This is a genomic window from Dryocola baronae (assembly GCF_051297175.1).
Taxonomy (GTDB): Bacteria; Pseudomonadota; Gammaproteobacteria; order Enterobacterales; family Enterobacteriaceae; genus Dryocola.
Genome location: NZ_JBINNY010000001.1, coordinates 872126 through 890024, shown reverse-complemented (window position 1 = coordinate 890024; position 17899 = coordinate 872126). Strand labels below are relative to the sequence as shown.

Sequence of the window (17899 nt, the reverse complement as noted above, 5' to 3'; positions counted from 1 at the left end):
TTTGTAATAAGCTCGCAGATATGCAAATGATTAACCGGGTAGCGATATTTAGAGCAGCGCCATAATAAGCGCGGAGAGCCGGTCGAAGCTTGCGGCCATTAGCCTTTCGAAAAACGGCGCGAGCGTTTGGGCAATCAGCGACAGCGCCATCATGCCGACGGTGAGGGTCAGCGGGAAGCCGACGACAAATATCGAAAGCTGCGGCGTCAGGCGGTTTAACAGGCCGAGGGTGAAGTTAATGCACAGCAGCAGCGAAATAACCGGCAGCCCCAGCATCAGCCCTTCGCGGAATATCATTCCCGCCTGCTGCACCAGGTAGAAAAAGCCGCCCGCGTGCAGCGGCGTGTCGTTTACGGGCAGCTGCTGAAAGCTCTCCGCCAGCAGGGCGATGAGCCACAGGTGGCCGTTAAAGACCAGAAACAGCAGCGTGACCAGCAGATTAAGAAAGCGGGCGATAATCGGCGAGTTACCGGCGCTGGGGTCAAAAAAGGTCGCAAAGGACAGGCCCATCTGCATCCCGATAATCTCCCCCGCCATGCGCACCGTGGCGAACAGCAGCTGCATCGACAGGCCGATAGCGGAGCCGATGATTATCTGTTTGGCGATGACCCAAACGCCCTGCCAGGAGTAGATGCCGATGTCGATGGTTGGAATATTGCCGCCAATCAGCACGGCGACCAGCACCGCAAGCCCCGCGCGCACGCGCTTCGGCACCCCGTTTTCGCTGAATATAGGTGCCGTGGTGAAGAGCGCCAGAATGCGCACCGCAATCAGCGCATAGTGGCTGAGCAGGCCGTAAAGCTGGTCGAGGGGAAGCGAAAAGGCCATCAGCCGACGACGGACGGGATGCTGACGATCAGCAGACGGGTGTACTCAATAAAGGTTTTCATCATCCACGGGCCGAGCAGCACGGCGATACCGACGATGACCAGAATTTTGGGGATAAAGGTCATCGTCATTTCGTTAATCTGCGTCGCCGCCTGCAATATGCTGATAATCAGGCCGGTTGCCAGCGCGGCAAGCAGCAGCGGGCCTGCGATCATCAGGCCGACCTTTATCGCCTGGATGCCGAGTGACATTACGCTTTCTGGCGTCATTGGGGTTACCTAACTGTAGAAGCTTTGGGCCAGCGAGCCCATCATCAGCTGCCAGCCGTCAACCAGCACGAACAGCATGAGTTTAAACGGCAGCGCGATGGTCGCGGGCGGCACCATCATCATGCCCAGCGCCATCAGAATGCTGGCGACCACCAGATCGATAATCAGGAACGGGATAAAAATGGTGAAGCCAATCTGGAAGGCGGTTTTTAGCTCGCTGGTGATAAAGGCGGGCACCAGAATGCCGAGCGGCACCTCTTCCGGCCCGGCAATCGCGCCCGCTTTGGCTATCTGCGCGAACATCGCCAGATCCGTCTCGCGGGTGTGGTCGAGCATAAAGGCGCGCAGCGGCTGCACGCCCTTGTCGAGCGCCACTTCCATGGTGATCTTATCTTCCTGCAGCGGCACCCAAGCCTCTTTGTGGATCTGGTTAAACACCGGCGACATGACGTAAAACGTCAGAAACAGCGCAAGCCCCAGCAGCACCTGGTTCGGCGGCGCGGTAGGCGTGCCCAGCGCGTTACGCATCAGCCCGAGCACGATGATAATGCGGGTAAATCCGGTCATCATCAGCAGCATGGCGGGCAGGAAGGTGATGGAGCTAAGCAGCACCAGCGTCTGAACCGGCAGCGTCCATCCGCCCGCGCCCTGAGGGCTGACGAGTGTGATGTCGCTATTGGCGGCGAAAGCCCCGGCCACGGGCAGCAGCAGGCCCGCCCCCAGCGTCAGGAGGCGTAACGGAAGTTGGCGATTCATAACGGGTCCTTGCGGTACTTCTGGCGCAGCTTTTGCAGCATGGCGGGGAAATCAGCGGCCGGCTCGTCCGGCTGGGGTTCATCGACTTTTTCGAGGGTCGCAAGGCAGGAAATCTGCGACGCCGTTACCCCCAGCACCAGGCGGCTGCCCTGCACGTCCACCACCACCACGCGCTCGCGGTTGCCCAGTGACTTGCTGGCGACCACGCTGATATCGTGCCTGCCGTCGTTAAAACGGCGGGCAATGCCGCTGCGGCGGGCCGCCCAGGCCAGCGCTACCATGATCAGAATAATCAGCGCCAGCGCGCCGCTTACCGTCAGCATGATGGAATCACCGGCCAACGGCTCGCCTGCGGAAGCGGCGTTAAGCAGGGGGGACGAGGTTTTCATTATCTGCTCAAACGGTGCATGCGCTCGGAGGGCGTAATAATGTCGGTGATGCGGATACCGAATTTATCGGACACCACCACCACTTCGCCCTGGGCAATTAAATAGCCGTTGATCAGAATATCCAGCGGTTCGCCCGCCAGGCCATCCAGCGAAACAACCGAGCCCTGGCTTAAACGCAGCAGCTCTTTGACGGTCATTTTGGTGCGGCCCAGCTCCACGGTCATTTTTACCGGGATATCGAGAATTAAATTAAGCTCATCGGAAATATGTGGTGCTGACATATTTTGCGTAATTCCCTCTGAATTCTGTTCGCTCATCGCCTCACCCCACAGGTCATTGATATCTGAACCCGACGAGAGTTTGTTGTCACTCATGGGAAATTACTCCTTATCTAACGACGGTAATGCCGATCGAATCATCTGCTCGACCTTCAGCGCGTATTGGTTGTTAACGGAGCCATATTTCGCCGTGAAGACCGGCACGCCGCCGACACTGGCTTCAATTAACTCTTGTTTCTCAAGCGGGATAACGTCCCCGACCTTCATCTTCATCACGTTGGACAGGCGCGTCGCCGCGTCGCCAAAGCAGGCCACCACCTCAAGCTCCGTCTCCCGCATGTGCGTCGCCAGCAGGCCGCGCCACTGCGAGTCCTCCTGCCCGGAGTTGTCCATCGGCGGGTTGCTCAGCAGCTCGCGGAGCGGCTCGATGGTGCTAAACGGGATACAAATATTGAATTCCCCGTGGTGCGAGCCAATTTCAACCGAGAAAGGCGTCGTGACCACCACGTCGTTCGGCGACGAGGTGATATTGGTGAATTTCACCTGCACTTCGGAGCGGATGTATTCCGTCTTAATTTTATAGATGGTGCTCCAGGCGAACTCGTACGCCTCCTGCGCCATGGTCAGCATGCGGTTAATCACACGCTGTTCGGTCGGCGTAAACTCCCGCCCGTCGGCCTTGGTCGGGAAGCGCCCGTCGCCGCCAAACAGGTTGTCCACCGCCATAAACACCAGCCCCGGCGAGAACGCCATCAGCGAGGTGCCGCGCAGCGGGTTGAGATGCAGCAGGTTCAGGTTGGTCGGCACCGGCAGGTTGCGGGCAAACTCGTGATACGGCTGGATCTTAATATTGCCCGCCGTGATATCCGGGCTGCGGCGCAGCAGGTTAAACAGCCCCATACGGAACTGGCGCGCGAACCGCTCGTTGATGATCTCCAGCGAATGCAGGCGCTCGCGAATAACCCGGCGCTGGGTGTTCGGATCGTAAGGCCGGGCCTCTCCGTCCATCGGCGGGGCCTGGGGCTCGTCGCTGCTCTCCCCGGCGCTACCCGCATTCAGCAGGCGGTCGATTTCAGCCTGTGATAAAAAGCTGTCAGACATGGTGGCTACCGCAGAATAAATTCGTTAAATAAAACATCCGTTACCTTAACCGACTGATTCGTAGCCAGCGGTTTACTGACTTCATCTTTAATGCTGGCAATTAATTTCTGCTTACCCGCATTGGTGGCTAACTCTTCATAAGTCAGCTGCGACAACATAATAAAAATACGGCTGCGGTATTCCGGTAAATATTTTTCCAGCGTCTGCTGTGATTTTTGATCCGTCAGACGTAATGCCAGGCCAATAAATAACACGCGGTCGCTTTCATTATCCGTAGGTTTTAAACTGACGGTAAACGTATTTAACGGCTGGTATAAAGGCTCAACTTTGGCCGCTTTTTCAGCTTCGGCCTCCGGGTCGTCGTGCGCCTTTTCGCTCTGGCCGACGGTTTGCATTTTCTTCATTTCCCAGAAGACATAGCCTGAAACGCCGCAGGCCGCGACGGTGATCAGCAGCAGTAAAATAACCAACAGCGAACGGGAACCTCCGCCGGCTGCGGCTGGCTTTTTATTTTTATTACTCATTGAACGTTAAACTCTGTAAATAATACCGAACGGCCAGATTGCTGCCTGACGAAATAAGGCGGCCATTGTAGACCATTTAATCAGTTGCATAATTAGCCAATAAAATTTCATTCCTGCTGGCTATTCACGGCTTCAGGCAAAGGTATTTATTCCGTAACCGTTGGCTAACGGCTGGCTGACAATTTGCTGCGGGGCTTCATCTTCAACGTGGGCTGCACCTTCGCCGCGCGCAAAGCCGCCCTGCCCGCCGCCGTGCTGCTGGCCGTGGGCGTTAGCCCCCGCCGACTGCGAGCTATCCGCGCTGACGTTGGTTTGCCCAAGCTGCACGCCGGATTCCGCAAGCGCTGCGCGCAGCTGCGGGATGGCCGCCTCCAGCGCCTGGCGCACGTGGGGGTGCTCGCTAACAATCTGCAACTGCGCGCGATCCTGCTGCATGCGCATAGAAATTTGCAGCGATCCTAACTCTTCGGGATGAAGCTTAATTTCCGCGCTGTGGATGCCGTTGCGGGTAAAAACCGACAGCTGCTGGCTCAGCGACTGCTCCCAGGCGGGCGTGCCCACGGCGTGCGGGATAACCGCCGCTGGCGTGCTCGCGGCGGGAGCCGGGCGAGCCACGGCGTCCATCGTCTGCACCGGGCGCTGGGCGTGGATTTGCGTCTGGCCGAGCTGCGAGTCGTCAGGCTTAACGAGGGTTTCCTGCACGGCGTGCGCCGTCTGCGGCATAACGATGTTCTGCGGTTTTTCCGCGACGGTCGCGGGCGGCGTCTGCGTCTGCGGCGGCGCTTCCACCGGCGCTTTTTCCCCGGCGGCTACCCGGCTTTTTGGCGTGATGCCGGGCGCTATCAACAGCGCTTTGCCCCCGGCGATGCCTTCCGGCGGTGCCTTTTCACGACCGGCGGCGTTTTCCGTCACCACCTGCTGGAGCTGCCAGTTCGGCTGGCCCTCAAGCGCCAGCGGCGGCAGGGAAATAGCGCCAGGTGCGACGGCCTCTTTTTCTTCGGCGGCCTTTGCGGGCGCTGTCTCAACGGGCTGCGGCAGAACGTCCGGGTCGATGGGCAGCAGCGGCGCTTCGCCGCTCGCCGTCAGCAGCAGATCCCGCAGCGAGAGCCGCTCATCCATGGCGTCGCCAAAGGTGCCTTCCGCCGCCTGCGCCTTAAAGTTTGGCCTGCCCGGCAGCGCGACGCCGCCGTTAAGCAGCGCGTTAATATCGATATTCATAGCATTTCTCTTTTTTGCCCGGCACGCTGCGCGAACTCATCCATCTGTTTCTGTTCATAGCGGCTTTCCACCAGCGCCCGCGCGGTTTCGCGCCGGGTGAGCAGGGTTTCGAACGCGTTCAGGCGCTGCTTGTCCTCAACCCAGCTCGCCTTCGCTTCCGTCACCGCCTGCTCGCAGTGGCTTACGTGCTGGCTATGCTGCTTAACGACCTGATTGAGCGATAAAATAAACGACTGGTGGTTGACCAAATCCGCCACGCTCATGCCGCGGTTCATCATGCCGCTGCGCAGCGACTGCTGATATTCTTTCTCATAGCCCTGCAGCTGGTCGCGCTGGCTCACCGCCTGCTGCCACGTTTGCTGGGCGCTGCCCAAAGCCTGGGTGGTTTCAGTCAGCTTTTCCTCGGCCATATCGCGCAGCATGACCATCGGGTTTTTAACTTTCATAGCGGGACTCCGGTCAGGATTTTACGTCTGGGAACAGCGCGGTAAGGGCGCTGACCGCCTCTTCATAGCCGCAGCTTTCGTGGATGGCCTGGTGGAGGTACGCCTCCATCTGCGGGTAGGCCTTGATGGCCTTATCAAGCAGCGGATCGCTCCCGGCGACGTAGGCTCCGACGCTCACCAGGTCGCGGTTGCGCTGGTAGGAAGAGAGCTGCTGCTTGAAGGTCTGCACCTTGCGGTACTGCGCGTGGGTGATAAGTTCGGTCATCGCGCGGCTGATCGAGGCTTCGATGTCAATGGCCGGGTAGTGCCCCGCCTCCGCCAGACGGCGCGACAGCACGATGTGGCCGTCGAGGATCGCACGGGCCGAATCGGCAATCGGATCCTGCTGATCGTCGCCTTCGGTCAGCACGGTATAAAACGCGGTGATCGACCCGCCGCCCGGCATGCCGTTGCCCGCACGCTCGACCAGCGCGGGCAGCCGTGCAAAGACCGAAGGCGGATAGCCTTTGGTGGCCGGAGGCTCGCCGATAGCCAGCGCCACCTCGCGCTGCGCCATGGCAAAGCGCGTCAGGGAATCCATAATCAGCAGCACGTTGAGGCCGCGATCGCGGAAATCTTCCGCCAGACGCGTGGCGTACACCGCGCCCTGCATGCGCAGGATCGGCGAAACGTCGGCCGGGGCGGCAATCACCACCGCGCGCTTGATGCCCTCTTCGCCGAGGATGTTTTCGATAAAGTCTTTTACCTCGCGCCCGCGTTCGCCAATCAGGCCGACGACGATCACATCCGCATCGGTGTAGCGCGCCATCATGCCCAGCAGTACGCTTTTGCCGACGCCGGAGCCAGCAAACAGCCCCATGCGCTGCCCGCGCCCGACGGTCAGCAGGCCGTTAATCGCGCGGACGCCCACGTCGAGCACTTTTTTAATCGGATCGCGATGCAGCGGGTTGAGCGAGGCGGTAAACAGGCTGGCCGCGTGGCCCTTGGCCGGTGCGGCGCGCCCGTCCAGCGGACGCCCCTGCGCGTCAAGAATGCGCCCCAGCAGATGTGGCCCCACCGGCAGCTGTTTGCCGATATCGTTTTCCGGGTCGGGCGCGTAGACGCGCGCGCCGGGAAGAATGCCGTCGACGTGTTCCAGCGGCATCAGGTAGAGCGTTTGGTCTTTGAAGCCCACCACTTCGCTTTCGACGGCCACCACGCCGTGGCGGGTCTGGCGTTCCAGAATGCACAGCGCGCCAATCGGCAGCTTCAGCCCTACGGCCTCCATCACCAGCCCCGTGACGCGGGTCAGCCTGCCGTACTGGCGAAATTCGGGGATCTCGCCCAGCTTCGCTTCGGTGCGGTCGAGCGCCGCAAGCCAGGCTTTCAGGCGCTGGCTCATTCGGAAAGCTCCTCGCGCACCAGCTGGCACAGGGTCTGCCAGCGGGTTTCCATGGTGGCGTCAAACTCCACTTCGTCCGTTGCCACGCGGCAGCCGCCCGGCGCAAGCTGCGGATCGACATGCACTTCCCAGCCCATCGCCGTCAGGGTGTCGCCCAATTCGGGCAGCAGCAGCGCCTGGTCGTCAGGGTTTATCATCAGGCGAACTTTGCCCTGCAAAAGCGCGTCCTGTTTCATCAGGCGTTTAATCTGCTCGAGCAGGATGTTGCTGTTCGACGCCTGCTCGCTGCCGTGCAGGCTTTGCACCGCGTGCAGCGCAAGCTGAACCAGGCGGCTCGGCACCAGGCTGTCGAGATTATCGAGCGACAGTTTAAAAGAGGTGATCCACTCTTCAACGTGCTTTAAGGCCGCCTGCTGCGCGGCCTGAGCGTCGGCCAGCCCCTGCGCGATCCCGGCTTCTCGCCCGGCCTGCAGGCCCGCTTCGTAGCCCTGTTTCTGACCCTCTTCCTGACCGCGCGCCAGCCCCTGGTTAAAGCCCTGCTGCTCCGCCTGTTTGCGCAGGCGGGCAAGCTCGGCTTTAAGCTGGGTGTCGGACTGGGCGCCGTCCAGCGTCGGCATCGCCGCTATCGGCGGGGTGTCGGATTCCAGCAGGTTATCGGGCTGCCAGGTGCGCCACTGCGGGGCGCTGAATTCATCAGACGTAGGCATCGTCGCCGCTCCCAATCAGGATCTCGCCGGTTTCGGCAAGACGACGCACCACCAGCAGGATGGTTTTCTGTTCCGCCTCCACCTGAGACAGGCGCACCGGCCCGCGGGAGGCCAGGTCTTCGGTCATCAGATCGGACTGGCGGCGAGACATGTTGCGGAAGAACTTGTCGCGCAGCTTCTCGTCCGAGCCTTTGAGGGCGATGATGAGGGTTTCGCTTTCGATTTCCTGAAGCAGGCGCTGGATGCTGCGGTCGTCGACCTCGACGAGGTTTTCGAACAGGAACATCTCGTCGATGATTTTCTGCGCCAGCTCCTGGTCGAACTCGCGCACCGCTTCGATGGCCTGCTCTTCCTGCTGGGATTTCATCAGGTTGAGGATTTCCGCCGCCGGGCGCACGCCGCCCATTTTGCTGCGCTTGAGGTTCTGGCCGTGCAGCAGATTGTTGAGCACTTCGGTCAGCTCCTGCAGCGCGGCAGGCTGGACGCCGCCAAAGGTGGCGATACGCAGCATGATGTCGTTGCGCTCGCGGTCGTCGAATTTGCCCAGCACGTCCGCCGCCTGGTTGCGCTTGAGGTGCACAAGGATGGTGGCGATGATCTGCGGATGCTCTTCGCGGATCAGGTCGTAAACGGTCTGCGGCTCCATGAAGTTAAGGGTTTCGATGCCGTTCGAGCCCTGATGGCTGTCGAGCAGATCTTCAAGCAGCGACGAGGCGCGCTCTTCGCCCAGCGCTTTCACCAGCACGCTGCGCAGGTAGTCGTTGGTATTGACGCTCAGCGCCGCGTATTCGCTTGAATCGGCACTGAATTCTTCCAGCACGGCGGACATCTGGTCGTGGGTGAAACCGGCCATGTTGACCATCGAGCTGCTGATTTGCTTCACCTCGTGCGCGTTGAGGTGCTTAAACACTTCGGCGGCAAGCTCGTCGCCGAGGGTCAGCATAATGATGGCGCTTTTTTCATACGCATTCATGACTTCTGCTCCTTGTTCATCCACTGACGAAGCACCAGCGCGATGACCCGCGGCTCCTGTTCTGCCAGCTCGCGCAGCTGCTGGCTGTTGAGTTCAGAGTCCACGCGGCGCTGCGCTTTGGCGTTGGCGTGGATTTCGGCAATCTTACTTTTCTCATCAAGCTCGGCCTGGCGAAGCTGCTGTTCCATCTCCATGCGCTTGATGGCGGTTTCCTGCTGGCGCGCCCAGGCGGGCTGCACCAGCTTGCGCCACATAATCCACGCGATGATGGCAATCAGCAGGTAGCGGGCCATCGCCATCAGCATGTCGTGGAAGCGATCCTGTTCCCAGAACGGCGGCATTTCTTCGGCCGTTACGCCGTTAAAGGCGGAGTTGACGATGTTGACGCTGTCGCCGCGCGCCGCGCTAAAGCCGATGGCCTCTTTGACGAGCGAGTTAATGCGCTCCAGCTCTTCGGCGGACAGCGGCACCGATTTGCCGTCCTTGTCGGTGGTCAGATTGTTGATGACCACCGCCACCGACAGGCGCTGAATGCGACCGACACTGTTTTTGGTATGGATAAGCGTGCGGTCAACCTCGAAGTTCGTGGTTTCGTCATCGCGCTTGTTGTACGGCTGTGACGCCGCCGGATTAGTGGCCGTGCCCGCCGTTCGCGTGGCGTTGGCGTTATTGGCACCGTTGGCGTTATTGTTTTGGCCCGCAGCCGGAGCCGGGGTGTTCAGCGGCTGGGTTAACGGTGCCGTGGCGGGCGTCGGCGGCTGGTTGCTCAACGCGCCGGGCACGCCGCTTGCCGCACGGCCGTTCCCCTGCGCCGACTGGCTGGACTGGCGGCTGCGAATGGCCATTTTTTCCGGGTCCGAGTTGGGCTGATACTGCTCCTGGGTCAGCTCCTGCTCGGTGAAGTCTATCTGCGCCGTGACCTGCGAGCGGACGTTGCTGTCGCCCACCAGCGGAGCCAGAATGCGCTGGATGCGCTGCTGGTAGTCCGCTTCAATTTCGCTGGTGTACTTCAGCTGCGAGGTTTGCAGGCCGCGCGCGCCGCTTTGCGTCAGAAGGTTTCCGCGCTGATCGACGATGGTGACGTTATCCGCAGGCAGGCCGGAAACGGCGCTTGAGATGAGGTGCGTTATCGCCGTCACCTGCCCGTCATCGAGGGTGCGGCCCTGCACCAGGTTTACGGTTACCGAGGCGGAAGGCTGCTTCTGCTCGCGCACGAACATCGACGGTTTAGGCACCGCAAGATGTACGCGAGCGCGCTGAATTGGCCCAAGGTTTTCGATGGTGCGCGACAGCTCGCCCTCAAGCGCGCGCTGGAAGTTGACCTGCTCGCTAAACTGGCTGATGCCAAATTTCTCCTGATCGAGCAGTTCAAAACCCACGGCCCCGCCCTTCGGCAGCCCCTGCTGGGCCAGCTTCATGCGCAGCTCGTGCACCTTGTTTTCCGGCACCATGATCGCCCCGCCCCCCGCGTCGAAGCGGTAGGGGATATTCATCTGCGAAAGCTGGGTGACGATAGCCCCGCCGTCCTCATCGCTAATATTGTTAAACAGCACCCGATAGGCCGGCTCTTTCGCCCAAAATATCAGGGCAATAATGACCGACAGCGCGGCGGCGGCGCAGACGACCAGCAGGAGCTTTGGGCTGGCTCGGAAATAGTTGATTGCCGCCTTCACGCCGTCTGCCGGATTGTTCTTTAAACCATTTAATGTGGCACTCATGCCGTAATCCTGTAAGAAATAAGCACGCAGCAGAATTCTGCGTATCAGCCCGCGTTAATAGCCGGGCAGCAACCGACTGAATGAATATTCGGAGAAATTTTGAGGCGGGCATTATCGTCTGAGCGGCGGTTTTTTTAAGCACAAATAAGGTGAAACTTCTGACGGCTTATCGGATTTTTCTTAGTTTTTAGGTGCATGCTAAGATGTTTCTCGTCTAAAAGCTGCGCAATTCTGATGCAGTGTTTTTCCTTACCCATTCGGAAATAAAATAATGGCAGCATCAATTAACGGCGTGCTTGAACAAATACACTCGCAGGCGCAGAAAATATCTGGCTCCGGCAGTCTGTTTTCCGGCAGCCCGATTAAAAGCGAAGACAAAAGCACGGGCTTTTCCAATGTGCTGTTTAACAGCATCAATGAAATTAATAAAACGCAGCAGACGGCGAAGCAGCAGACGCAGGACTGGATGTCCGGCAGCAGCGACGTGGGCCTGAACGACGTTATGCTGTCGATGCAGAAATCTTCCGTGGCGTTTAACTTTGGAGTACAGCTGCGAAACAAAATGGTGAGCGCCTATCAGGAAGTGATGAATATGCCGGTTTAACCGCATAGTCGAAATAAATCATGAATGAAACTTTGCGTCAGCCACCACGTTTATCGCAGTTATCGGACGTTCTTACCGACAGGGAATTGCAAAAGATAAGTCAGTTAATTTATCAGCGCGCGGGGATTGTGCTTAATGCACAAAAGCGCGACATGATATTCAACCGCTTATCCCGTCGTTTAAGGGAATTATCACTCAGCAGCTTTAGTCAATATATCGCCATTCTCGAGTCCAATTCGGAAAGCCCGGAATGGCAGATATTTATTAATTCATTAACAACAAATTTGACCTCTTTTTTTCGCGAGGCTTACCACTTTCCCGCGCTCGCTCAGCACGCCCGCAGCCGCCCTTCCGGCTATCGGGTTTGGTGTACCGCCGCGTCAACCGGCGAGGAGCCTTGCTCGATTGCCATGACGCTCGACGAGAGTCTGGGCGCGCCCCTGTCCGGGCCGCGCGTTTGGGCAACGGATATTGATACCAGCGTGCTGGCAAAGGCGACCGCCGGGGTTTATCGGCTGGCCGATTTGCAGTCGCTAAGCCAGGCGCAGAAGCGCAGCTATTTTCTGCGCGGCACGGGCGAGCACGGCGACAAGGTCAAGGTAAAGCAGGAGCTGCTGTCGGCCATTCACTATCAGCAGCTCAACCTGCTCGACCGTGAGTGGAAGGTGCCGGGGCCGTTTGACGCCATTTTTTGCCGCAACGTGCTGATTTATTTCGACGCGGCGACGCAGGCCACGTTGATCGAGCGCTTTTCACAGATGCTCAAACCGGGCGGGCTGCTGTTCGTCGGCCACTCGGAGCATTTTAACCATCTGAAAAGCCCCTTTCGGCTACGAGGACAGTCGATTTACGAGCTGACGGAGATACGCAGGTGAACAAGATACGCGTGCTGTGCGTGGATGATTCGGCCCTGATGCGCAACATGATTAGCGCAGTCGTCAACCAGCAGCCGGACATGGAAATGGTGGCAACGGCACCGGACCCGATCACCGCCCGGGAGTTAATCAAAAAATTTAATCCGGACGTTTTAACGCTGGATATCGATATGCCGCGCATGAACGGGCTGGAGTTTTTGTCGCGCCTGATGCGCCTGCGCCCGATGCCGGTGGTGATGATTTCATCCCATACCGCACGGGGTTCGGAGGCGACGCTGAACTCGCTCGAGCTTGGCGCGGTTGATTTTATCGCCAAGCCCGACGCCCGCCAGATTGAGGCGATTGATAGCTGGGCGGAACAGGTTGCCGAGAAAATCCGCATGGCCGCAAAAGCCTCCTTGCCGCAGCGCGCGGCGGCGGCGGCCGACCGTGGCCTGCTCAGCGTTCCGCGCCTGGGCGAGGAAAAGATTATTGCTATCGGCTCCTCCACCGGCGGCACGGAAGCGCTGCGTCAGGTGCTGATGCCGATGCCTGCCAACTGCCCGGCGATTTTGATTGCCCAGCATATGCCGCCGGGCTTCACGCGATCTTTCGCCCAGCGCCTGAATTCGCTGTGCACCATGACCGTGAAAGAAGCCGCCGAGGGCGACCCGGTGGTGAACGGCACCGCCTATATCGCGCCGGGCAATTTCCATATGGAAATTCAGCGCTACGGCAAGGGATATCAAATCCGGCTTAACAGCCACCAGACGGTTAACCGCCATCGCCCTTCCGTCGACGTTCTGTTTCATTCCGTCGCAGGCCAGGCCGGGCCTCATGCCAGCGGCGCGATTCTGACCGGCATGGGCGGCGACGGCGCGGTTGGGCTGCTGGAGATGCGCGAGGCCGGTGCCTACACCCTCGCGCAGAGCGAAAAAAGCTGCGTGGTGTTCGGCATGCCGCGCGAGGCCATCGCCCGGCACGCCGCCGTGGAAGTGGCGGACCTGGCCGATATCAGCCAGCGGCTGCTCGACAGCTTCTCGAAATACCGGCGGGGAAGCGCCTCGAATTAATGCGGGATACCTCCCCCGGCCTCTGGAGGATTGATTTCAGGACAAATTTACGATGGATAAAAACATACGTTTTCTGGTGGTCGACGACTTCGCAACCATGCGTCGCATCGTGCGTAACCTGCTGCAGGATCTCGGCTACAAAAATATCGAAGAGGCGGAAGACGGCCAGGACGCGCTGCTGAAGCTGCGCGCCTCGACGTTCGACTTCGTGGTCAGCGACTGGAATATGCCGCACATGGACGGCCTTGAGCTGCTTAAAACCATTCGCCAGGACGCCGCGTTGGCGAAGCTGCCGGTGCTGATGGTGACCGCCGAAGCCAAACGAGAAAATATTATTGCCGCCGCCCAGGCTGGCGCTAACGGCTACGTCGTTAAGCCTTTCACCGCCGCCACGCTTGAAGAGAAGCTGGGCAAAATCTTTGAAAAACTCGGGTGAAGAAAATGACATCACACCTCAACGGCGCTGGCGAAAATAACTTCAAGGATATTTTCTCACGAATCGGCCAACTGACCCGGCTGCTGCGCGACAGCATGGCGAACCTCGGGCTTGAGCAGGCGATTATGGAAGTGGCCGACGCCTTCCCGAATACCCGCGACCGCCTGGATTATGTCGTCGGTAAGACGTCGCAGGCCGCCGACCGCGCCCTGACCTGCGTTGAGGCCGCGCGCCCGCTTCAGGAAACGCTGGCCGCCAATGCCGACGCGCTGACGGCACGCTGGGACGAGTGGTTTATCGAACCCAAGCCGCTGGAGATCGCACGCGAGCTGGTGAAAGACACGCGCGGCTATTTGCAGCAGGTTCCGGAACTGACCCGCTCCACCAACCAGCAGCTGACAGAAATCATGATGGCGCAGGACTTCCAGGACCTCACCGGCCAGGTGCTGCAAAGCCTGATGGGCCTCATTGAGTCCATCGAGAAGGAGCTTATCAGCGTGCTGCTGGAGAATATGCAGGAGATTGAGCCTGCCGATGCCGGGGGCGACGCGAAGCTGAAAAACGGCCCGCAGATTAACGCCACCGCCGAAGGCATCGTTGCCTCGCAGGAGCAGGTGGACGATCTGCTGGAGTCGCTGGGCTTCTAAGGCCGCCGAGCCGCCACTATGTCCGAAGAAAGCGATAGCGAAAAAACCGAAGACCCCACGCCCCACCGAAAGGCGAAGGCCAGGGAAGAGGGGCAGGTTCCCCGCTCCAAAGAGCTGACCACGCTGCTGATGCTGCTGGTGGGCTGGGGAATGATGGTCGGCGGGGGTGAACATCTGGCGCGCAGCCTGATGCATCTTCTGCATAACGGCCTGACCTTCGACCGGCTGCTGCTGAGCGACCCGGTGCATCTGCAACACCAGGCCTCATCGCTGCTAAGCCAGGGGTTTCTGGCGGTGCTGCCGTTCGTGGTGGGATTGCTGATTACCGCGATTGCCGCCACGCCGATATTGGGCGGCCTGAACCTGAGCGGCAAGTCGCTCAAGGTGAACCTGAAAAAACTGAACCCGCTAAGCGGGATTAAGCGCATGTTTTCCGCGCAGATGGTTTCCGAACTGGTGAAAGCCCTGCTGAAGGTGCTGCTGGCCGTCACCGGCGGCGGCCTCTATCTGCTCAGCAATAAAGAGAAGTTTATCCGGCTGATTTTTGAGCCGCTCGGCATGGCGCTAGGCGATATCGCCTCCCTGATTATCGGCTGCCTGCTGGCGGTGATTTTGTCGTTAATTCCGATGGTGGCTTTCGATGTGATTTATCAGATCTGGAGCAACCTGAAAAAACTGCGTATGAGCCGCCAGGACATCAAAGACGAGTTCAAACAGCAGGAAGGCGACCCGCAGCTGAAGGGCCGCATCCGGCAGATGCAGCGTGCCGCCGCGCAGCAGCGCATGATGACGGACGTGCCGGGCGCGGACGTGGTGGTCAACAACCCGACCCACTATTCCGTGGCGCTGAAATATCAGGAAGGCAGCATGGGCGCGCCAAAGGTCGTGGCGAAAGGCAGCGGCCTGATTGCCCTGCGCATCCGCGAGCTGGCGCAGGACAACAAGGTGCCAATGCTTGAAGCGCCGCCGCTGGCGCGAGCGCTGTATCGACACTGTGAGATTGGCGAAGCGATTCCGGCGGATTTGTATAACGCGGTCGCAGAAGTGCTGGCCTGGGTTTACGGCCTGAAACGCTGGCGTAAAGGCTTCGGCATGCGTCCCAAAACCCCTGAAAACCTCCCGGTGCCCGAAGCGCTGGATTTTGCCCAAGAGAGTAAAGAGTCATGGCCAATATAGCCACCAGGTTACGTTTACCTAACATGAAAGAGACGCAGTGGCAGGTGCTGGCAGGCCCGGTGCTCATCATGACCATTCTGGCGATGATGATCCTGCCGCTGCCGACCTTCGTGCTGGATCTGCTGTTCACCTTCAATATCGTGCTGTCGATCATGATCCTGCTGGTGGCCATGTTTACCCAGAATACCCTGGAGTTTTCCGCGTTCCCCACCGTGCTGCTGTTTTCCACGCTGCTGCGCCTGGCGCTGAACGTCGCCTCCACGCGCGTGATCCTGATGCACGGCCATACCGGCACCGATGCCGCAGGCCAGGTGGTTGAAGCCTTCGGTAACTTCCTGGTGGGCGGCAACTTTGCCATCGGGATCATCGTGTTTATTATTCTGATCATCATTAACTTTATGGTGATCACCAAGGGTGCCGGGCGTATTGCCGAAGTCGGCGCGCGCTTTACCCTCGACGGGATGCCGGGCAAGCAGATGGCTATCGACGCCGACCTGAACGCCGGGCTTATCGGCGAGGAAGAGGCGAAGAAGCGCCGTAAGGAAGTGACGCAGGAAGCTGATTTCTACGGCTCGATGGACGGGGCCAGCAAGTTTGTGCGCGGCGATGCGATTGCCGGATTAATGATCATGGTCATCAACGTGCTGGGCGGCCTGATGATCGGCATTATGCAGCACGACATGTCTGCCGGAATGGCGGCGGAAACCTATACCCTGCTGACCATCGGCGATGGCCTGGTCGCGCAGATCCCAGGGCTTGTGATTTCCACGGCGGCGGGCGTGGTGGTTACCCGCGTGGTGAACGAGCAGGACGTTGGCGAACAGATGGTCAGCCAGCTGTTTACCTCACCTCGCGTGCTGTTCCTTGCCGCAAGCGTAATCGGCCTGCTCGGGCTTATTCCCGGCATGCCGAACTTTGTGTTTCTGCTGTTTACCGTGGCGCTGCTGGCCGCGGCCTGGTGGCTGCGCGGCCGTGAGGCTCAGCCGGGCGCGAAGAGCGGCGGGGCGAAAACGCTCGGCGAAGATAAAGCGATGGCGGAGGCGGAGGCCGCGCAGGTCAATGAGGCGACATGGTCCGACGTGCAGATGGAAGACGTGCTGGGGCTGGAAGTGGGCTACCGCCTGATCCCGATGGTCGATCAGGATCGTCAGGGCCAGCTGCTGACCCGCGTGCGCGGCATCCGCAAGAAGTTTGCCCAGCATATGGGCTTTTTGCCGCCGCCGGTGCATATCCGTGACAATCTGGATTTGTCCCCTACCGCCTACCGAATTTTGCTTAAGGGCGTCGTTATCGGCAAAGGCGAAACCATGCCGGAGCGTTGGATGGCGATAAACCCAGGCTGTGCGGAGGGGGAAGTTCCCGGCATCGCCTGCGTGGAACCGGCCTTCGGCCTGCCCGCGCTGTGGATTGAGGAAGCCCACCGCGAGCTGGCGCAAACCCTGGGCTATACCGTGGTTGACCCCAGTTCGGTGATCGCCACCCATATCAACCATTTGCTGACGCTGCACACCGAGGAGCTGTTTGGCCGCCAGGAGGCGCAGCAGCTGCTCGACCAGCTCACCAAACAGTCGCCAAAGCTTGTGGAAGACCTGATTCCGGGCGTGATTACGCTGACCACGCTGCATAAGGTGTTGCAGAACCTGCTGGCGGAACGCATTTCGATTCGAGATATGCGCACCATCATCGATACGCTGGCGGAATACGCCACCGCCCAGAGCGACGCGGACGAGCTGACCGCGCGGGTGCGTGCCCGCCTGGCGCGCGCCATCACGCACCAGTGGTTCCCCGGCGACGAGGATATTCAGGTTATCGGCCTGGACGTGACGCTTGAACAGATGCTGATTCAGGCGACCCAGAGCGGCAGCGCCATCGAGCCGGGAATTGCCGAGAATCTGATGAAGCAGACCGAGAATGCGCTGCTGCATCAGGAAGGGATCGGCGCGCCGCCGGTGCTGCTGGTGAACCCTTCTCTGCGTCTGATGCTGTCGCGCTATCTGCGCCGCGTCTTCCCGCAGCTGGTGGTGCTTTCCAGCCAGGAGATCAGTAGCCAGCGCAACGTTCGTATGACCTACATGATTGGTGGGCGCTGATGAAAACGCTGGCTCTTGTCGCCCTGCTGGCCGCTTCGCAAACCGCGATGGCCGCCGGCGGCGCCTGGAGCAGCCAAAGCCGTGGGAGCGTGATTACCCGCGGCCAGCAGGCGTTCAAAAGCAACCCGGTGATGGCGCCCTCTTCGCTGCCCGCCGGTGCCGTTTCGTCCAGGGTGTCGTGGCAAATAACCCCGGATGGCACCGTTCCTCCCTATTTTGACATTAAGCTGTGTAGCGTTAACCGCTGCATTGCGCTGCCCGCGCTTGCGGGAACGGCAACGCTCCCCGCGTCATTCCCCGCCTCCGGGCCATTTCACTTCGTCTACTCGTTTAAAACCCGTGGTCCACTTTTGCCCGCGCTGACTATCCTCAGCAATCGGGTGACGGTTGATTATCGGGTTGGAGAATAATAAACGGGGTGTTTTTTTCCC

The 17899-nt window shown here is 59.7% G+C and carries 21 protein-coding genes; 8 read left to right on the top strand and 13 right to left on the bottom strand.

Annotation, left to right across the window (positions count from 1 at the left end; all coding sequences use genetic code 11):
- Positions 1–48: 48 nt before the first annotated feature.
- From fliR to fliF, 13 genes are all read right to left on the bottom strand, one after another.
- Positions 49–828, bottom strand: coding sequence for a flagellar biosynthetic protein FliR (gene fliR, locus ACSPHG_RS04140; protein WP_435952266.1), 780 nt, complete (start codon positions 826–828; stop codon positions 49–51).
- Positions 828–1097 (bottom strand): flagellar biosynthesis protein FliQ, encoded by a 270-nt coding sequence (gene fliQ / locus ACSPHG_RS04135; RefSeq protein ID WP_435952265.1) that lies wholly within the window; start codon positions 1095–1097, stop codon positions 828–830. The genes fliR and fliQ overlap by 1 nt, the downstream gene beginning before the upstream one ends.
- 9 nt (positions 1098–1106) lie before the next feature.
- Positions 1107–1853 (bottom strand): flagellar type III secretion system pore protein FliP, encoded by a 747-nt coding sequence (gene fliP, locus ACSPHG_RS04130; protein ID WP_435952264.1) that lies wholly within the window; start codon positions 1851–1853, stop codon positions 1107–1109.
- On the bottom strand, positions 1850–2242 hold the full coding sequence (fliO, locus tag ACSPHG_RS04125; RefSeq protein ID WP_435952263.1) for a flagellar biosynthetic protein FliO: 393 nt from the start codon (positions 2240–2242) through the stop codon (positions 1850–1852). The genes fliP and fliO overlap by 4 nt, the downstream gene beginning before the upstream one ends.
- Entirely contained in the window at positions 2242–2616 is a 375-nt protein-coding gene (fliN, locus tag ACSPHG_RS04120; RefSeq protein WP_435952262.1) for a flagellar motor switch protein FliN, read from the bottom strand. Before fliN ends, fliO begins: the two co-directional genes overlap by 1 nt.
- A gap of 6 nt (positions 2617–2622) precedes the next feature.
- Positions 2623–3621 (bottom strand): flagellar motor switch protein FliM, encoded by a 999-nt coding sequence (gene fliM / locus ACSPHG_RS04115; RefSeq protein WP_435952261.1) that lies wholly within the window; start codon positions 3619–3621, stop codon positions 2623–2625.
- Between the two features lie 5 nt (positions 3622–3626).
- Positions 3627–4145, bottom strand: a complete 519-nt coding sequence (gene fliL / locus ACSPHG_RS04110; protein WP_435952260.1) for a flagellar basal body-associated protein FliL — start codon at positions 4143–4145, stop codon at positions 3627–3629.
- Between the two features lie 132 nt (positions 4146–4277).
- Positions 4278–5363 (bottom strand): flagellar hook-length control protein FliK, encoded by a 1086-nt coding sequence (locus ACSPHG_RS04105; RefSeq protein ID WP_435952259.1) that lies wholly within the window; start codon positions 5361–5363, stop codon positions 4278–4280.
- Positions 5360–5791, bottom strand: a complete 432-nt coding sequence (gene fliJ / locus ACSPHG_RS04100; protein WP_435955935.1) for a flagellar export protein FliJ — start codon at positions 5789–5791, stop codon at positions 5360–5362. Before fliJ ends, ACSPHG_RS04105 begins: the two co-directional genes overlap by 4 nt.
- A gap of 31 nt (positions 5792–5822) precedes the next feature.
- Positions 5823–7190: a flagellar protein export ATPase FliI gene (gene fliI / locus ACSPHG_RS04095; RefSeq protein ID WP_435952258.1), complete on the bottom strand. Its 1368-nt coding sequence runs from the start codon at positions 7188–7190 to the stop codon at positions 5823–5825.
- A complete protein-coding gene (locus ACSPHG_RS04090) occupies positions 7187–7897 on the bottom strand; it encodes a flagellar assembly protein FliH (protein ID WP_435952257.1) in 711 nt (236 codons plus the stop codon). The genes fliI and ACSPHG_RS04090 overlap by 4 nt, the downstream gene beginning before the upstream one ends.
- Complete coding sequence (gene fliG / locus ACSPHG_RS04085) at positions 7884–8870, bottom strand: flagellar motor switch protein FliG (RefSeq protein WP_435952256.1); 987 nt, start codon at positions 8868–8870, stop codon at positions 7884–7886. The genes ACSPHG_RS04090 and fliG overlap by 14 nt, the downstream gene beginning before the upstream one ends.
- On the bottom strand, positions 8867–10588 hold the full coding sequence (fliF, locus tag ACSPHG_RS04080; protein ID WP_435952255.1) for a flagellar basal-body MS-ring/collar protein FliF: 1722 nt from the start codon (positions 10586–10588) through the stop codon (positions 8867–8869). Before fliF ends, fliG begins: the two co-directional genes overlap by 4 nt.
- Before the next feature lie 271 nt (positions 10589–10859).
- On the opposite strand from fliF, the gene fliE reads away from it, so the two are divergent.
- From fliE to ACSPHG_RS04040, 8 genes are read left to right on the top strand one after another with little or no spacing between them, the layout of a single operon-like run.
- The gene (fliE, locus tag ACSPHG_RS04075; protein ID WP_435952254.1) at positions 10860–11192 is read left to right on the top strand and encodes a flagellar hook-basal body complex protein FliE; all 333 of its coding nucleotides are present in this window, start codon (positions 10860–10862) and stop codon (positions 11190–11192) included.
- Between the two features lie 17 nt (positions 11193–11209).
- Positions 11210–12067, top strand: coding sequence for a CheR family methyltransferase (locus tag ACSPHG_RS04070; protein ID WP_435955934.1), 858 nt, complete (start codon positions 11210–11212; stop codon positions 12065–12067).
- On the top strand, positions 12064–13119 hold the full coding sequence (locus ACSPHG_RS04065; protein ID WP_435952253.1) for a protein-glutamate methylesterase/protein-glutamine glutaminase: 1056 nt from the start codon (positions 12064–12066) through the stop codon (positions 13117–13119). The genes ACSPHG_RS04070 and ACSPHG_RS04065 overlap by 4 nt, the downstream gene beginning before the upstream one ends.
- A 52-nt stretch (positions 13120–13171) precedes the next feature.
- Positions 13172–13555: a chemotaxis response regulator CheY gene (gene cheY, locus ACSPHG_RS04060; protein WP_435952252.1), complete on the top strand. Its 384-nt coding sequence runs from the start codon at positions 13172–13174 to the stop codon at positions 13553–13555.
- A gap of 5 nt (positions 13556–13560) precedes the next feature.
- On the top strand, positions 13561–14202 hold the full coding sequence (cheZ, locus tag ACSPHG_RS04055) for a protein phosphatase CheZ (RefSeq protein WP_435952251.1): 642 nt from the start codon (positions 13561–13563) through the stop codon (positions 14200–14202).
- A gap of 18 nt (positions 14203–14220) precedes the next feature.
- On the top strand, positions 14221–15378 hold the full coding sequence (flhB, locus tag ACSPHG_RS04050) for a flagellar biosynthesis protein FlhB (protein ID WP_435952250.1): 1158 nt from the start codon (positions 14221–14223) through the stop codon (positions 15376–15378).
- Positions 15366–17468, top strand: a complete 2103-nt coding sequence (gene flhA / locus ACSPHG_RS04045; RefSeq protein WP_435952249.1) for a flagellar biosynthesis protein FlhA — start codon at positions 15366–15368, stop codon at positions 17466–17468. The genes flhB and flhA overlap by 13 nt, the downstream gene beginning before the upstream one ends.
- Positions 17468–17878, top strand: coding sequence for a flagellar protein FlhE (locus ACSPHG_RS04040; protein ID WP_435952248.1), 411 nt, complete (start codon positions 17468–17470; stop codon positions 17876–17878). Before flhA ends, ACSPHG_RS04040 begins: the two co-directional genes overlap by 1 nt.
- Positions 17879–17899: the final 21 nt, after the last annotated feature.

Coding starts and splice junctions, on each gene's coding strand:
- fliN (WP_435952262.1), bottom strand. CDS start 2,616: ATGAGTGACAACAAACTCTCGTCGGGTTCAGATATCAATGACCTGTGG.
- fliM (WP_435952261.1), bottom strand. CDS start 3,621: ATGTCTGACAGCTTTTTATCACAGGCTGAAATCGACCGCCTGCTGAAT.
- fliJ (WP_435955935.1), bottom strand. CDS start 5,791: ATGGTCATGCTGCGCGATATGGCCGAGGAAAAGCTGACTGAAACCACC.
- fliF (WP_435952255.1), bottom strand. CDS start 10,588: ATGAGTGCCACATTAAATGGTTTAAAGAACAATCCGGCAGACGGCGTG.
- cheY (WP_435952252.1), top strand. CDS start 13,172: ATGGATAAAAACATACGTTTTCTGGTGGTCGACGACTTCGCAACCATG.
- fliI (WP_435952258.1), bottom strand. CDS start 7,190: ATGAGCCAGCGCCTGAAAGCCTGGCTTGCGGCGCTCGACCGCACCGAA.
- fliR (WP_435952266.1), bottom strand. CDS start 828: ATGGCCTTTTCGCTTCCCCTCGACCAGCTTTACGGCCTGCTCAGCCAC.
- flhB (WP_435952250.1), top strand. CDS start 14,221: ATGTCCGAAGAAAGCGATAGCGAAAAAACCGAAGACCCCACGCCCCAC.
- fliL (WP_435952260.1), bottom strand. CDS start 4,145: ATGAGTAATAAAAATAAAAAGCCAGCCGCAGCCGGCGGAGGTTCCCGT.
- fliG (WP_435952256.1), bottom strand. CDS start 8,870: ATGAATGCGTATGAAAAAAGCGCCATCATTATGCTGACCCTCGGCGAC.
- ACSPHG_RS04105 (WP_435952259.1), bottom strand. CDS start 5,363: ATGAATATCGATATTAACGCGCTGCTTAACGGCGGCGTCGCGCTGCCG.
- flhA (WP_435952249.1), top strand. CDS start 15,366: ATGGCCAATATAGCCACCAGGTTACGTTTACCTAACATGAAAGAGACG.
- fliE (WP_435952254.1), top strand. CDS start 10,860: ATGGCAGCATCAATTAACGGCGTGCTTGAACAAATACACTCGCAGGCG.
- fliQ (WP_435952265.1), bottom strand. CDS start 1,097: ATGACGCCAGAAAGCGTAATGTCACTCGGCATCCAGGCGATAAAGGTC.
- cheZ (WP_435952251.1), top strand. CDS start 13,561: ATGACATCACACCTCAACGGCGCTGGCGAAAATAACTTCAAGGATATT.
- fliP (WP_435952264.1), bottom strand. CDS start 1,853: ATGAATCGCCAACTTCCGTTACGCCTCCTGACGCTGGGGGCGGGCCTG.
- fliO (WP_435952263.1), bottom strand. CDS start 2,242: ATGAAAACCTCGTCCCCCCTGCTTAACGCCGCTTCCGCAGGCGAGCCG.
- ACSPHG_RS04040 (WP_435952248.1), top strand. CDS start 17,468: ATGAAAACGCTGGCTCTTGTCGCCCTGCTGGCCGCTTCGCAAACCGCG.
- ACSPHG_RS04090 (WP_435952257.1), bottom strand. CDS start 7,897: ATGCCTACGTCTGATGAATTCAGCGCCCCGCAGTGGCGCACCTGGCAG.